General features: G+C 64.8%; 12 protein-coding genes. 6 read left to right on the top strand and 6 right to left on the bottom strand.

The window, feature by feature from the left end; translation table 11 throughout:
* The first annotated feature begins 10 nt into the window (after nucleotides 1-10).
* A complete protein-coding gene (gene tldD, locus EBN1_RS02670) occupies nucleotides 11-1456 on the top strand; it encodes a metalloprotease TldD (protein ID WP_011236367.1) in 1446 nt (481 codons plus the stop codon).
* 82 nt (nucleotides 1457-1538) lie between these two features.
* Here tldD and EBN1_RS02665 read toward each other — a convergent pair whose 3' ends face one another.
* The 4 genes from EBN1_RS02665 to EBN1_RS02650 all read right to left on the bottom strand — a co-directional run bounded on the left by EBN1_RS02665 (nucleotide 1539) and on the right by EBN1_RS02650 (nucleotide 5540).
* Nucleotides 1539-1868 (bottom strand): BON domain-containing protein, encoded by a 330-nt coding sequence (locus tag EBN1_RS02665; protein ID WP_041645582.1) that lies wholly within the window; start codon nucleotides 1866-1868, stop codon nucleotides 1539-1541.
* Nucleotides 1869-2084: 216 nt separating this feature from the next.
* On the bottom strand, nucleotides 2085-3488 hold the full coding sequence (locus EBN1_RS02660) for a sigma 54-interacting transcriptional regulator (RefSeq protein WP_011236365.1): 1404 nt from the start codon (nucleotides 3486-3488) through the stop codon (nucleotides 2085-2087).
* Entirely contained in the window at nucleotides 3485-4045 is a 561-nt protein-coding gene (locus EBN1_RS02655; protein ID WP_049780155.1) for a hypothetical protein, read from the bottom strand. Before EBN1_RS02655 ends, EBN1_RS02660 begins: the two co-directional genes overlap by 4 nt.
* A gap of 85 nt (nucleotides 4046-4130) precedes the next feature.
* Nucleotides 4131-5540: a sensor histidine kinase gene (locus EBN1_RS02650; RefSeq protein ID WP_041645580.1), complete on the bottom strand. Its 1410-nt coding sequence runs from the start codon at nucleotides 5538-5540 to the stop codon at nucleotides 4131-4133.
* A 322-nt stretch (nucleotides 5541-5862) separates the two neighbouring features.
* On the opposite strand from EBN1_RS02650, the gene EBN1_RS02645 reads away from it, so the two are divergent.
* Nucleotides 5863-6492, top strand: coding sequence for a bactofilin family protein (locus EBN1_RS02645; protein WP_041645577.1), 630 nt, complete (start codon nucleotides 5863-5865; stop codon nucleotides 6490-6492).
* A 78-nt stretch (nucleotides 6493-6570) separates the two neighbouring features.
* Here EBN1_RS02645 and EBN1_RS02640 read toward each other — a convergent pair whose 3' ends face one another.
* Both EBN1_RS02640 and EBN1_RS02635 read right to left on the bottom strand, forming a co-directional pair.
* On the bottom strand, nucleotides 6571-7218 hold the full coding sequence (locus EBN1_RS02640) for a transglycosylase SLT domain-containing protein (protein ID WP_041645576.1): 648 nt from the start codon (nucleotides 7216-7218) through the stop codon (nucleotides 6571-6573).
* Between the two features lie 20 nt (nucleotides 7219-7238).
* A complete protein-coding gene (locus tag EBN1_RS02635) occupies nucleotides 7239-8990 on the bottom strand; it encodes a proline--tRNA ligase (RefSeq protein ID WP_011236360.1) in 1752 nt (583 codons plus the stop codon).
* Nucleotides 8991-9188: 198 nt separating this feature from the next.
* Here EBN1_RS02635 and EBN1_RS02630 point away from each other — a divergent pair, with 198 nt between their 5' ends.
* The 4 genes from EBN1_RS02630 (at nucleotide 9189) to EBN1_RS02615 (ending at nucleotide 11452) form a co-directional block, all read left to right on the top strand.
* Nucleotides 9189-9719: an RNA pyrophosphohydrolase gene (locus EBN1_RS02630; protein ID WP_011236359.1), complete on the top strand. Its 531-nt coding sequence runs from the start codon at nucleotides 9189-9191 to the stop codon at nucleotides 9717-9719.
* 378 nt (nucleotides 9720-10097) lie between these two features.
* On the top strand, nucleotides 10098-10577 hold the full coding sequence (locus tag EBN1_RS02625; protein ID WP_241762794.1) for a CBS domain-containing protein: 480 nt from the start codon (nucleotides 10098-10100) through the stop codon (nucleotides 10575-10577).
* A 135-nt stretch (nucleotides 10578-10712) separates the two neighbouring features.
* Nucleotides 10713-10943, top strand: a complete 231-nt coding sequence (locus tag EBN1_RS02620) for a DUF3501 family protein (protein WP_049780154.1) — start codon at nucleotides 10713-10715, stop codon at nucleotides 10941-10943.
* Nucleotides 10940-11452, top strand: coding sequence for a CNP1-like family protein (locus EBN1_RS02615; RefSeq protein ID WP_011236357.1), 513 nt, complete (start codon nucleotides 10940-10942; stop codon nucleotides 11450-11452). The genes EBN1_RS02620 and EBN1_RS02615 overlap by 4 nt, the downstream gene beginning before the upstream one ends.
* Nucleotides 11453-11467: the final 15 nt, after the last annotated feature.

The following is an 11467-nucleotide window of genomic DNA, read 5'->3' as shown; positions in this document are numbered from 1 at the left end:
TGGACAAACAATGAGCCCCACACAAAACTCGCTTAAGGTGGCCGACCGCTACCTGCTGAACCCCTACGATCTGGGCCATCCGGAACTCGAGAAAGTGTTCAGCAAGCTGTTGAGCCACCAGCTCGACTACGCCGACCTGTATTTCCAGTATCACCGTTCCGAAGGCTGGAGCCTCGAGGAAGGCATCGTCAAGTCCGGCAGCTTCAATATCGAGCAGGGCGTCGGGGTGCGTGCGATCTGCGGCGAGAAGACCGCTTTCGCCTACTCCGATGACATTTCCCTGCCGGCGCTGACGGCGGCGGCCGAAGCCACGCGGGCGATTGCCGACGCGGGCGGCCAGCACAGCGTCGCGGTCCGGCCGCATGCCGGCCTGCCGCGCCTGTACCGCGGCGACGATCCGCTCGCGTCGCTCGATGACACCGCGAAGGTGAAGCTGCTCGAACGGCTCGAACGCTTCGCGCGCGACGAGGATCCGCGCGTCACGCAGGTGATGGCGCACATCTCCGGCTCGTGGGAAGTCGTCATGGTGATGCGCAGCGACGGCCACATGGCGGCCGACGTGCGTCCGCTGGTGCGGGTTTCGGTCACCGTGATCATGGAAGACAACGGCGACCGGGAGCAAGGCAGCGGCGGCGGCGGCGGACGCTTCGACTACGGTTATTTCGACGACGACCGGCTGCGCGAATATGCGCTCGCCGCGGTGCATCAGGCGCGCACGAATCTCGGTGCCGGGCCGGCGCCGGCCGGTACGATGAGCGTCGTGCTGGGACCGGGCTGGCCCGGCATCCTGCTGCACGAGGCGATCGGCCACGGCCTGGAAGGCGACTTCAACCGCAAGGGCAGCTCCGCGTTCTCCGGGCGCATGGGGCAGCAGGTGGCGGCGAAAGGCGTCACGGTCGTCGACGACGGCACGCTGCCGGATCGCCGCGGCTCGCTGACGATCGACGACGAGGGCAATCCGACCGAATGCACGGTGCTGATCGAGGACGGCATCCTCACCGGCTACATGCAGGACACGATGAACGCGCGCCTCATGGGCGTGAAGCCGACCGGCAACGGCCGCCGCGAGTCGTTCGCGCACCTGCCGCTGCCGCGCATGACGAACACCTACATGCTGAACGGCGACAAGTCGCATGAGGAGATCATCAAGTCGGTGAAAAAAGGCCTGTACGCCGCCAATTTCGGTGGCGGACAGGTCGACATCACGTCGGGCAAGTTCGTCTTCTCGACCGCCGAGGCCTACCTGATCGAGAACGGCAAGGTCACACGCCCGGTCAAGGGCGCGACGCTGATCGGCAACGGCCCGGACGCGCTGACGCGCGTATCGATGATCGGTAACGACATGGCACTGGATCCGGGCGTCGGCACGTGCGGGAAGGATGGCCAGAGCGTGCCGGTCGGGGTCGGCCAGCCGACGCTGCGCATCGACGGCTTGACCGTCGGCGGGACCGGCTGAAGATCGCCGACGCCCCGTCCGTCCCAAGCGCCGGGACGCGTAGCCCCTCCCGGCCGCGTTGCCGCGGCCCGCGCGGTGCGGTTCAGGGTTCGGTGACCTCGATCGCGTTCTCCACCTGGCGCACGCCGCGGACCGCCATCGCATTGCGCTGTGCGCGGTCCCGCTGCGCTGCGGTGGTGACGACGCCGGCAAGCGTCACCTGCCCCCCTTCTGCGGAGACCGCAATATGGGTCTGCTGCAGCGCCGGATCGGCGACGAGCGCATTCTTGACGTCGCGCTGCAGCCCACGGTCGCGCTCGTCGGGCGGGGCGGCTGCGGAAGCCATGTCCGCTGCCTGGGCGGGAGTGTGGGCAATGCAGAAAGCGATTGCAGTGGTGGTGAGCACGGAGGCAATAGTCTTCCGTCTGATCATGCGCGAACTCCTTGTGCAATAAACAGGCTGAAAAGGCGAAGGCTGGTCCCTGCCTTACAGCAGGCTTCATGCCAGCTGCCGAATGGCGGGTTCAATCAACAGGTTGCCGGGGCGGGGCAGGGGCGGACGGTGCACGTTCGCCCGCGACCCGACCGAATTCGTCGGGCAGCGGCGACCAAAGCGCAGGGCTCGAGCCAGGACGTTGTATCGAAGGTGTTATTGCTGTCGTTCGCGAGCGACAACCGAACCGTCGCGGAACAGACTGGGAGTCAGCGCATGCCGTTGCAGCAGGCGATAGAACTCCGTACGGTTGCGGTCCGCGAGGCGCGCTGCGTCCGAAACATTGCCGTCGGTGAGTTTGAGCAGCTGGATGAGGTAGTTGCGTTCGAAGCGTTGCTTTGCTTCGGCGTAACTCAGGGCTTCGATGCTCGGCACCCGCAGCGCCCGTTCGACCAACGCGAGCGGGATCAGTGACGTCGTCGCGAGCGCGCAGGCCTGTTCGACGACGTTCTGCAGCTGGCGGATATTCCCCGGCCAAGCCGCCGTCGCGAGTGCTTCCATCGCTTCGGGGGCGAAACCGCGCAGCCGTTTGTGGTATTTGCGCCCGATAACCTCGAGGAAATGGTTGGCGAGCAGCGGGATGTCTTCGCGGCGCTGGTCGAGCGTCGGCAAGGTCAGGCTGACGACGTTGAGGCGGTAGAACAGATCCTCGCGGAACTGCCCCTCGGCAAGCGCGAGTTCCAGGTCGCGGTGCGTCGCGGAGATGATCCGCACGTCGATCGGCTCGGCGCGACTCGCCCCGACGGGGCGCACGGCGCGCTCCTGCAGCACGCGCAGCAGCTTCACCTGCAGCGCGAGCGGCATGTCGCCGATCTCGTCGAGAAACACCGTGCCGCGATGGGCGGTAAGGAAAAGCCCGGTGTTGGCCGTCGCCGCGCCGGTGAAAGCGCCTTTCACGTGGCCGAAGAGTTCCGATTCGAGCAACTGTTCCGGAATTGCGCCACAGTTGATCGCGACGAACGGCGCGTTCGCGCGGCTGCTGATGCGGTGGATTGCGCGCGCGAGCAATTCCTTGCCGGTGCCGCTGTCGCCGCGGATGAGAATGCTCGCGTCCGACGCGGCGACGAGACGGGCTTCGTCGAGGACGGTCGCCATGCGGTTGCTGTGGCTGATGATTTCATCACGCCAGTCCCCGTCGTCGGCGTCGTTCCCGACGTGTATCGGGCCGCCTACCTGCAACGCCTGGGAGATCTTTTCAAGCAGCGCCTGACTGTCGAAAGGTTTTGTCAGATAGCCGAAGACGCCGCGGGAAGTCGCCTCGACGGCGTCGGGAATGCTGCCGTGCGCGGTGAGCAGGATCACCGGCAGCACAGGGCAGGTACGCCGGATTTCCTCGAACAGCGCGAGTCCGTCGCGGTCCGGGAGGCGCACGTCGCTGACGACCAGGCTGAAGCGTTCGACTGCGATGCGTCCGAGCGCAGCCTCCGCCGTCTCGGCGGTGCTGACGCGATAACCGCTCGCGTGCAGGCGCAGCGACAGCAGCTTGAGCAGGTCGGTGTCGTCATCGACGAGCAGCAGGTGGGCGCCGGCAGTGGGGGCGGGACTGTGAGTGGCTTTCATCGCGTGATCCTCCGTTCCGTCGGGGGCGGCGGCGGTGCCGCATGGGCGGCCGGGCGCTCCGGCAGCGTGCGTTCGATCTCGGTCAGCGCCTCGATCTTTTCCTCGAGCTGCCGGGCGTGCCGGCGGCTTTCCTTGAGATGCTGGCCGGTGCGTTCGAGTTGCCGGGTGAGGGATTGCGCCGCCGCATCGAGACGTTGCTGCTCGGCAAACTGATCGGCGAGCAGGCACGCCAGCGGACGCAACGCGACCGCTTCGGGTCGTGTCGAGGCGTCGACGACTCCCAGCAGCGCCAGCGCGCGCGGAATATTGCTTCCGGGCGGGCGGGCGAGCGCCATCGCCTGGAGCAGCTGATTGAGCGGGTCGCCCACCCCGACCGCAAGAGCGTCCCGTTCCCGTTCCAGCTCGGCCGGTTCGAGCTGGCGGACGAAATGGTAGTACTCGATCGCACTCTCGACTGCGCGTCGGCCGCCGTCCTTCGACGGGTCGGCGCGCTCGGCGTCGCCCGGCCCCGGCGCAGCCAGGTTCGCGCACGCCCCCAGCAGGACGGCGGCCAGCAAGGCCACGAACGTCCTTGCGACGAACCCCGGTCGCCATGCCGCAGAAGTTGCCGGGACCGACCAGGCTGAGCGACCCGTTTCAGTTTCAGCTTTCATTGGGAAGCGCGATCCTGAAATGGGCGCCCGTGGAAGTCGGCAGCAGCTCGATTTTCCCGCCGTGCGCGTCGATGAATTCGCGCACGATCGAAAGCCCCAGGCCACTGCCATGACGCGGCGCGGCCGGCTGCCGGCTGCCTTGATAAAAAGGTTCGAAGATGCGCTCGGATTCGTTTTCAGGCACGCCGGGGCCCTCATCGATGCAGTCGATCGTCACGTCGCGCAGCTGGCGGGCGATTTTCAGCCGGACCTTGCCTCCGTGCGGACTGAATGAGATCGCGTTCGCGACCAGGTTCGCGAGCGCGATGCGAAGCTTGTCGGGGTCGGCGCTCAACGGCGGGATATTGCCGTTCACGTCGATGTCGACGTGAAGATTCCGGCTTTGTATCTGCAATTGCTGTTCCGCGACCACTGCCTCGACCAGCGGTCGCAATGCCACTTTCCGCCGCTTGAGGCTGCGGGCGTCGAACACCGCCGCGTTGTAGCCCAGCAATCCTTCGATGCGCAACTGCAGCGCGCGGGTATTGTGTTCGAGAATGCCCACCACTTCGTGCTGCCCGGCCGTGAGCTCGCCAACGACGCCGTCCTTGAGCAGCGCGATGCCTTCGCGCAAGGATGCGAGCGGAGTTTTCAGTTCGTGCGAGACATGGCGCAAGACTCGCGTGCGGTTTGCTTCCAGGTCGGCGAGGCGTACCCGCAGCCAGTCCAGTCGTCGCCCGACCCGGCGCAAGTCGGCCGGCCCGCCAATGATGACCGGTTCGTCGAAGCGGCTCTCGCCGAGGGCTTCGATCGCGCCTTCGACCCTGGTCAGCGGACGCAGCACCCACCATCCGGTGAGCGCCGCGAGCAGGAAGGCCGCTGTCACTGCGACCAACAGATGCCACGCCAGCTGTTCCCGATTGCCGTCGAGTTCGTCGAGCAGCCGTTTCGACTCCGCCTCCAGCTGCAGCCGGAGTTCCGCGGCGAGCTGCTCATTGAGGACCGGCAACTCCCCGAGTGCCTGGAGCGCGACGTCGGCTCCTGCGCGAGTGTTCAATGCTGCGGCCACCCGCTCAGCGGCGTCGCTCCACTGGTTGACGAGTCTTTGCGATTTCGTGCTTCCAAGACCGGCAATCCATACCAGCGCCGTCATCGAATCGTCGCGCGCCTGCTCGAACCGCTCGAGCAGGACGGGATCGCCGAGAACCAGAAACTGGCGGGCGCTGCGTTCCAGATCCACCGTGCGTTCGCCCAGTTCCTGGAGCGCGCTGGAAAAACCGAGCGCGTGCTTTGCACCTTCCCGACTGCGCGCCGCTAAGTCTTCCAGGGTCAGCAGTCCGCCGAGCGCAGCGGTGCCGAGGATCGCGGCGATGAGCAGAAAGCTCGCAAGCAGCGTGGAACTGAAGGACAGGCGGGACATGGACGGCCGGCGAATAGCTCGAAGTCCGGCGTCGCAGTTTAGGGTGGGGCGGGGTCGGGGTCCGTAAGGAAATGCAAGTTGGCGCTTTTTGGCTACACCTATGTCGCTGTGGAGCGACACACACAACTCGATAGTATTCAAGTTGTTGTGATCAATTGCCGTGCAAAGCGTCGCTCATGGGCAACAGAAGATGGCTAAAAATCTCCTGTACCGCTCCAGCTTATATTTCCAGGAATATGAATATAAAAGAGTAAATCCGCATGGCCTGGATTTTGCACTCGCGTCCCTGGTCGTCCGACGCGAATTCACTCCAGGAGAGATCATGTTCAGCAAATCCCCAGTGTTCCCGAAAGCTGCCGATCCACAGGCCGCGCGTGGACCGCGTATCGGGCCGGGCAATTTCGCAGGTGCCCAACCGGCGGGGCCGGTCAACAGTTCCAACACTTCTGCCGAGGCATCCCCGGTGGGGCGCGATGTCGGAACGAGCAGCATGGGAGGAGGGGCAGCCGCTTCGACCTCCCTTCCTCGCGCCAACGAGGCCGCCGAGGATGCGGGCTATGCTTCGGGCAGCCGCCTCATCGTCGGGCCCGAAGTCAAGCTCAAAGGCGCGGAAATCCTGGATTGCGATACGCTGATCGTCGAAGGCCGCGTCGAAGCGACGATGGACAGCCGCGTCATTCGCATCGCCGAAAGCGGCTCGTTCGCAGGGACGGTCGGCATCGACATTGCTGAAATCCGCGGCCGGTTCGATGGCGAACTTACTGCGCGCACCCAACTCGTGATCCACGCAACGGGTCGTGTCAGCGGCAAGATCCGCTACGGCAAGATCCTGATCGAGGAAGGCGGCGAGCTGTCCGGTGACGTTCAGTCGCTGGCTTCGGCGAAGGAGGCGGGGAGAGCCGTGCCGCGCGAGGAGCCGATGCCGAAAGTCGCAGTGGTGGGCGCCAGCTGACGACTGTCGTGTCCCAGCGACACGCGCCAGGAGGCGGCTCGCGAGAGGCAGGTCGCCCCCGCCACGCCGCTTTTCGGTTCAGTTCGCGCGACTCCCGCGGTCATCGGACGCGAGTCGCAGCGACTGGTAGCTCCAGTGCTTCTCCCACGCTGCCCGCACCAGGGTCGGGTACTCGGGTTTGCCGAGGCTGCCGTTGTATCGCCCCAGCGCCCGGTACAGATCGCCTTTTTCGATGTCGAGGTAATGGCGCAGGATCGTGCAGCCGTAGCGCAGGTTCGTACGCAGGTGGAAGAGGTTGTCTTGCGGCAGGCCGATTGTCTTGATCCAGAACGGCATCACCTGCATGAAGCCGCGCGCTCCGGCACTCGAGACTGCGTATTTCCGGAAGCCGCTCTCGACCTGGATCAGGCCGAGCACGAGTTGCGGATCGAGTCCCGCCCGCGTCGCTTCGTAGTGCACTGCAGTCAGCAATTCTTCCCGGTAATGGCGGTCCGGGATGCGTTTTTCGAGACGGCGGGACATGTCCTGCAGCCAGCGGACCCGCTCGCCCTCGTTCGCAATCAGGAGTTCCGGAGCACCGGCGTCGCTCACGGCCGCGTGCAGCGTCGAGCGCACGCTCGCCGCCATCGGTTCGTACTGCTGGCGGCCGGCGAGCGCCTGCTGCGGAGCGCCGGCGAGACCCGTGAGCAGAACGACGCTCAGCACGAGGCTGCACGCGGCCCTCATGCCGCCGCTATCGGTGCTCCTCACGCAGTCGGCCGGAGCTTCGAGCCGACGAAAGCTGCGAGTTCGGCAAGCGGAATCTTCGCCGCCTCGGCGTCGCGCCGCCCCTGATATTCGGCCATCCCGTCCTTCAGTCCGCGATCGCCGATGACGACGCGATGCGGAACACCGATCAGTTCCCAGTCGGCGAACATCACGCCGGGACGCTCGTCGCGGTCGTCGAGGATCACGTCGATGCCCCCGGCGCACAGCGTCTCATATAGCTTCGTCGCTTCGGTGCGCACCGCGTCGGACTTGCCCCAGCCGACCGGACAGACGACGACGCGGAACGGCGCGATCGCATCCGGCCAGATGATGCCGCGGGCGTCGTGGTTCTGCTCGATCGCCGCACCGAGGATGCGCGTGACGCCGATGCCGTAGCAGCCCATTTCGAAATGCTTCGGCTTGCCGTTTTCGTCGAGGAAGGTCGCGTTCATCGACTGCGAGTATTTGGTGCCGAGGTAGAAAACGTGGCCGACCTCGATGCCGCGCTGGATCGCGAGCCGTCCCCTGCCGTCCGGGCTCGGGTCGCCTTCGATGATGTTGCGCAGGTCGGCGACGAGGTCGGGTTCCGGCAGGTCGCGGCCCCAGTTCGTGCCGGTCAAGTGGAAGTCCGCCTCGTTGGCGCCGCAGATGAAGTCGGCCATGTTCGCGACAGTGCGGTCGGCGACAATCTTGACGGCCTTGTTCACGCCCACGGGTCCGAGGTAGCCGGGCTGGCAGCCGAAGCGCTCGGCGATCTCGGTTTCCGTCGCGAAGCGGAACCCCGCCTTCAGGCCGGGGATCTTGCCCGCCTTGACCTCGTTCAGTTCGTGGTCGCCGCGCACGAGCAGCAGCCACACTGTGACGCCGGCCGGCTTGTTCGTGTCATCGACGTCATCGGTCGCGAGGACAAGTGATTTCACCGTCGTCTCGAGCGGCACGCCGAGAAGCTTCGCGACCTCTTCGCAGGTCGTCCTGCCCGGAGTGGGGGTCTTTTCGAGCGCCTGGGCCGGCGCGGCGCGCGTCGCCAGCAACGGCAGCGCTTCGGCAAGTTCGATGTTGGCCGCGTAATCGGAACCGGGGCAATAGACGATTGCATCCTCGCCAGTGTCGGCGATGACCTGGAATTCGTGCGAGCGGTCCCCGCCGATCGCTCCGGTATCGGCGGCGACAGCCCGGTACGTCAGACCGAGCCGGTCGAAAATGCGGCAGTAGGCAGCGTACATCGCGTCGTAGCTGCGGCCTGCGGCGGCCACGTCGCGGTCGAACGAATAGGCGTCTTTCATCGTGAACTCGCGGCCACGCATCACGCCGAATCGTGGTCGGCGCTCGTCGCGGAACTTCGTCTGGATCTGGTAGAAATTCTTCGGCAGCTGACGATAGCTCTTCAATTCCTGACGAGCGATATCGGTGACCACTTCCTCGGATGTGGGTTGCAGCGCGAAGTCGCGCTGGTGCCTATCCTTGAAGCGCAGCATCTCGGCGCCCATCTGTTCCCAGCGGCCGGTTTCGTCCCAGAGTTCGGCCGGCTGAACGAGCGGCATCGTCAGTTCGAGGGCGCCGGCGCGGTTCATTTCGTCCCGCACGATGTCCTCGACCTTGCGGATCACGCGCAGGCCGATGGGAAGGTAACTGTAGATTCCGGCTGCGACCTTGCGGATAAAGCCCGCACGCAGCATCAGTTTCTGGCTGACGACCTCGGCGTCCGAAGGGGCTTCCTTGAGGGTGGAGATGAAATACTGGCTGGCGCGCATGCTGGATCCGGAGGTCGGGCTGGTGGGCAAAGACGCGATTTTACCGTGTCGACAGCCGATATGCAGATCGCGGTACGTCGCTCGGCCTGCCGCATACCGGCACGAAGCGGCCGAACGGGAACGCTTCCGGTGGTTCGCCTTTCCAAGTCTCTGTAAATGTGGAAAAATTGTGACAGTTCTTGAATTGAAGGTTTGATCATGCTCGATCGTGAAGGCTATCGCCCGAACGTCGGCATCATTCTGGTCAACACGCGCAATGAGGTTTTCTGGGGCAAGCGGATCCGTGAGCATTCGTGGCAGTTCCCGCAAGGTGGCATCAAGCACGGCGAATCGCCGGAGCAGGCCATGTTCCGTGAACTGTTCGAGGAAGTGGGTCTGCGTCCCGAGCATGTGAAGATTCTCGGCCGCACGCGTGGCTGGTTGCGGTATGACGTTCCGAAGCACTGGATCAAGCGGGAATGGCGCAATACCTACCGGGGACAGAAACAAATCTGGTTTCTGTTGCGTTTGGTGGGGCGTGATTCGGACGTCTGTCTGCGAGCCAGCACTCATCCGGAGTTCGATGCCTGGCGCTGGAGTGACTATTGGGTGCCGCTGGAAGCCGTGATTGAGTTCAAGCGGCAGGTGTACCAGCAGGCGTTGTTCGAACTGTCGAAAACGTTGTTCCGGACGCGACCTTGCGATCCACCCGAGGCCTACAAGGCACTGGCCGAAGTACGTGAGCCTTGAGTGCCGTTCCTCGTTGCCCCGCATGTCGATATCCGGCATGCGGGGCGTTTTCTTTGAGCTGACTCATTCGTCTTGCGGAATTCCGTCGGTTCAGCGCGATGAACTTCCGGGAAACGATCGGGTCGAACGGATGCGTCCGGGCTGTTTGCAGCCGCGGCCTCTGCCAAGCTTCTCGGACATGAAAAAGATGCGCTTGCGGCAGGCTGAAAAGACCGGCTGCATGGAGTTGGCACGCTTGTCGATATTCTGTAATGGGAGGTGTCCATGAACCGGGAATTCGATCCGCTTCCGCAAGCGCGCCTGGCGGGGCTGCATTGCGAAGTCGCAAGAACCGATAACAGCCGCAGGGTCTCCCGCAACTCCCCGGCGATAGAGGTCATGACCGACCTCACGAGAATTCCCGCGGCGACGATCGCGGCCGAAACCTCGCTGGCCGATGCCAACCGCGCCATGATTCTGCGCGGCGTGCGACTGTTGCTGGTGACCGATTCGCGTCACCAGGTGATGGGCGTGATTTCGGTTGCGGACCTGCTGGGCGAAGGCCCGGTCCGGACCGCACAGGAACGGGGCACGCGGGTTGGCGAACTGACCGTCCATTCGGTCATGACGCCCCTCGAGCGGACTGAGGCCGTCGAACTCGGCGAAGTGATGCGCGCGGACGTCGGACATGTCCTCGCGACGCTGAAACGCTCCGGTCGGCAGCATGCCCTCGTGCTGGAACGCTGCGAGGGCGGACGGGGCCTGATCAGGGGAATTTTCTCGGCGTCCCAGATCGCGCGCCAACTCGGGGAGCCTCAGCCCGTGAGCACCGAGATCGCGAGGAATTTCGCCGAGATCGAAGCGGCAATCTCCGCGTGAGGCAATAAGCCCGGCTCCCACCGTGTCTCATCGCGCTTTCCCTCGGGGGAAGGCTGAAGGCGAGACCGGGCAAGCGCACCGGATATCTTGAAAACCTCGAGCCGTAGGGGCCGCCGGTCCACGCGTCGAGCGGACATGAGGCTGGTTTTTGCTTTTTCGATTGCCGACGACGGTCCGGAACGTGACAATGCCGAAAAAACCTCTGTGCTGCATTTCCTCCGATTCCAGTTGCCACCGGACACGATTCGGTCGTTAAAGGCCGGTGGAGCGTGCGCAATCGGGATCGATCAGCCGGCGCCCTCTGCGGCGGTGGATACGCTGCCCGAGAGGATTCGTTTGTTCCTGTGCGGAGACCTGCAAGCTTGAAACCGTTCCAAACCGTCGTCCAAGCGGGGGTGGCAGCTCTCGTGTTCTTTTCCGGCGCAGCTTGCGCCGGTCTTTTCAGCGACCCGGACCCGCACTGGAAGGAAGGCCACTACGAGTTGCCCGCGCCGCCGCTTCCCTCCGCATTGCGTGAATTCCCCGTCGATGTGACTTCACGCAACCGTTTTCTGCTCGATGAGCATAGCGTGACCGTGGGCGAGGACGGCGTCGTGCGCTACGTACTCGTAGTGCACACTGCGGGCGGCGCCGAGAACGTCACTTTCGAAGGCATTCGTTGCGAGGTGGCGGGATGGCGTATCTATGCGGTGGGCCGCGACGGGGGCGAGTGGGCGGTGGCGCGCGACGCCGGCTGGCAGCCAATCGTCGACACGGCATACAACCGTCCGCGTGCAGCTTTGGCGAAGGAATATTTATGCGACGGAGTGGTCCCGCCCCGGGACGTCGGCGAAGTGGTGCGGCGCCTGCGCGGCAGGGAGCCGGCATTGAAATGACCGACATTCAGAGGT

The organism is Aromatoleum aromaticum EbN1 (assembly GCF_000025965.1).
GTDB classification, from domain to species: domain Bacteria; phylum Pseudomonadota; class Gammaproteobacteria; order Burkholderiales; family Rhodocyclaceae; genus Aromatoleum; species Aromatoleum aromaticum.
The sequence above is the reverse complement of the archived record's forward strand: the minus strand, read 5'-3'. Positions and strand labels throughout refer to the sequence as shown.

Excerpts from the sequence above, each read along its gene's own strand:
- tldD (WP_011236367.1), top strand. The coding sequence starts at position 11 with ATGAGCCCCACACAAAACTCGCTTAAGGTGGCCGACCGCTACCTGCTG.
- EBN1_RS02665 (WP_041645582.1), bottom strand. The coding sequence starts at position 1,868 with ATGATCAGACGGAAGACTATTGCCTCCGTGCTCACCACCACTGCAATC.
- EBN1_RS02660 (WP_011236365.1), bottom strand. The coding sequence starts at position 3,488 with ATGAAAGCCACTCACAGTCCCGCCCCCACTGCCGGCGCCCACCTGCTG.
- EBN1_RS02650 (WP_041645580.1), bottom strand. The coding sequence starts at position 5,540 with ATGTCCCGCCTGTCCTTCAGTTCCACGCTGCTTGCGAGCTTTCTGCTC.
- EBN1_RS02645 (WP_041645577.1), top strand. The coding sequence starts at position 5,863 with ATGTTCAGCAAATCCCCAGTGTTCCCGAAAGCTGCCGATCCACAGGCC.
- EBN1_RS02640 (WP_041645576.1), bottom strand. The coding sequence starts at position 7,218 with ATGAGGGCCGCGTGCAGCCTCGTGCTGAGCGTCGTTCTGCTCACGGGT.
- EBN1_RS02635 (WP_011236360.1), bottom strand. The coding sequence starts at position 8,990 with ATGCGCGCCAGCCAGTATTTCATCTCCACCCTCAAGGAAGCCCCTTCG.
- EBN1_RS02630 (WP_011236359.1), top strand. The coding sequence starts at position 9,189 with ATGCTCGATCGTGAAGGCTATCGCCCGAACGTCGGCATCATTCTGGTC.
- EBN1_RS02625 (WP_241762794.1), top strand. The coding sequence starts at position 10,098 with ATGACCGACCTCACGAGAATTCCCGCGGCGACGATCGCGGCCGAAACC.
- EBN1_RS02620 (WP_049780154.1), top strand. The coding sequence starts at position 10,713 with ATGAGGCTGGTTTTTGCTTTTTCGATTGCCGACGACGGTCCGGAACGT.